This is a genomic window from Vibrio sp. 2033 (genome assembly GCF_033339735.1).
On the sequence record NZ_JAWOVC010000066.1, the window covers coordinates 1 to 2525 of the forward strand.

Here is a 2525-nt window from a genome sequence, read left to right on the forward strand (position 1 = left end):
TTAGCAGGCGCTGGTGCTTTTATATTAGTCTCCTTTAAAATGCTTAAACGTCAGCCTGATGAACCAACAGAAGTGAGAGTTGGAGAGCGTGAAGATTGGTTGTTTGCCGACTACAACAAAAAGCGCAAAGTGATCCAGTTCTACTTTAAGCAGGATAAGTGTGAATATATCGACACTGCTCACAGAACTATTTTCCGTTCACACAGTAGATCCGATTGCTACGTATTTTTCAAAACTGAAACGGACTTAGAATCGATGGTAAATCAGTTAGCTACGGAATATAAGCTGGATTGTACAGAGGTAGATGACCACAAAAAGCTGTTTGAATCGAAGCCAGAAGCTAGACTGTTTAACATTCCTGTTTGTAATAGAGAATATCAAACCGATGAGGTATTTGATTTAAGGGCTTCGAACGCCCCTCTCCCAGAGCAAGAATACCTTTACAACGGCAAGTGGCAAACCGAATCTGAGATTGAAAAATCTAAATCTGAACTAACAACAGCCAAAGAGTAACCCTTGGCTTATTTACCTTTTTACATCACGCCAGACGAGCTTTCGGCTTATCAAGAAGAACAAGAGCAACAAATTCTAAAGGGGAAAGATCTCACAACCTGGCACAAGCACGATATTGAAGAGCCTTTTCGATACTTATACCTATCGATTGCTATAGCCGCTGTCAGTCCATTATTTTTCCTTACCTATTTCCTACATGATAACAGTGACATGATCTTAACTTATATTTTATCGGGTCTAACGATAATCATGTCTGGTGTATCTTATCTGACATTTGGTTTGGACAATCGTTATGATTACATCTTGTCCGATCGCGGATTGGTTATAAAAAAGCGACGTGATTTACCGAATTGGGTCAACTCTGCGACTCAAGCCATGGGCTGGATTGGAGCAATAGTTTGTGTCGTGATGGTTGGGGTTGCTGGACCCATGGTTCTTGCCGGAGCTGGTGGGTTTATATTGGTTTCATTTGGTATGCTTAAACGACAGCCTGATGAAGCAACAGAAGTGAGAGTAGGCGAACGAGAAGATTGGCTGTTTGCGGACTACAACAAGAAAAGGAAAGTGATCCAATTCTATTTTAAGCAGGACATATGCAGATATCGAGATACTGCTCATAAGACTATCTTTCGCTCACAAGATAGATCGGATTGTTATGTTTTCTTTAAAACTGAAGCAGATTTAGAATCCATGGTCGCGCAACTGTCAAAGGTCTACAAGCTGGATTGTACAGAGGTAGATGACCACAAAAAGCTGTTTGAATCGAAGCCAGAATCAAGGCTCTTTAGTATTCCAGTTTGTAGTAGAGAATATCAAACCGAAGAGGTATTTGATTTAAGGGCGTCAAATGCCCCACTTCCTGAGCGTGAATACCTTTACAACGGCAAGTGGCAAACCGAGTCTGAAATCGAACAATCAAAATCTGAACCAACAGCAGCCAAGGTATAAACATTGGCTTATTCACCTTTTTACATCACCCCAGAAGAATTGGCGGTTTATCAAGAGGCTCAAGAGCAAAGAATCAGCTCGGGTAGCAATGTTTTACGTTGGAGTGTTGTAAACGTCGAGATGCCTTCTCGATACATTCACCTCTATTTTACTCTCGTAACCTTGTTTGTCTGTATTGCGATGTTTTTTGCCTTAGCAAACTTCGATCAAAACGATGACACCATTTTCTTAGCATGTGTACTTTCATTTTGCGTGGCACTTTTTTATTTCCTAATGAGATGGGGGCTTTTAAAGCAGTACCATTATGTTTTTTCAGAAAAAGGACTTGTTGCAAAGCCTAGTAGTACCATTCCAAAATGGATGAACAATGCGAGTCAAGTAACAGGCTGGGTGGGCGCCACCACATGTATATTAATGGTAATTCTTGTTGGTCCAATGGCTTTAGCTGGCGCAGGCGCTTTTATTTTGGTCTCATTCAAAATGCTTAAACGCCAACCCGAAGAGCGCACAAATATCAGAATTGCAGAGCGTGAAAATTGGCTATTTGCTTACTACAACAAAAAACGCAAGGTTATTACTCTTTATCATAGGTATGACGATTGTGATTACAGAGATGTAGCGAAAACGACCGTTAGTCGATGCCACTATAGAGGTAGGAGCTTTATATTTTTCAGTTCAACCAATGATTTAGAGAGAGTTTTGGAAAAATTGTCTAAAGAGTATCAACTTAAATGTACCGAATTCGAGGATATCAAAGCCTTGTTCAATGCTTATTCACCTGATGAATTGCTCTCGGAACCAGCAAGAAGCCTAGAGTTCCCCGTGGATGATACGTTTGAACTTAGAGCTCAAAACGCACCTATCCCTGAATGGGAATACCTTTACAACGGTAAGTGGCAAACCGAGTCTGAAATCGAACAATCAAAGTCTAAACTAATAACTACAGCTCTGGAGTAACCCTTGGCATATTCACCATTTTATATCACTCCAGAAGAGTTGGCAGTTTATCAAGAGGCACAAGAGCAAGAAATACTCGCAGGCGATAACGTCAGAACATGGCATAA

2 protein-coding genes and 1 pseudogene are annotated in these 2525 nt (G+C 40.8%); all 3 read left to right on the plus strand.

The genetic code is table 11. The annotated features are described in order from the left end of the window. Positions 1-513: pseudogene (locus R7P74_RS24565) on the plus strand (hypothetical protein); the annotation flags it as partial. A 3-nt stretch (positions 514-516) separates the two neighbouring features. Beyond that, the gene (locus R7P74_RS24570) at positions 517-1461 is read left to right on the plus strand and encodes a hypothetical protein (protein ID WP_225474342.1); all 945 of its coding nucleotides are present in this window, start codon (positions 517-519) and stop codon (positions 1459-1461) included. Between the two features lie 3 nt (positions 1462-1464). Further along, entirely contained in the window at positions 1465-2418 is a 954-nt protein-coding gene (locus R7P74_RS24575; RefSeq protein ID WP_225474341.1) for a hypothetical protein, read from the plus strand. Positions 2419-2525: the final 107 nt, after the last annotated feature.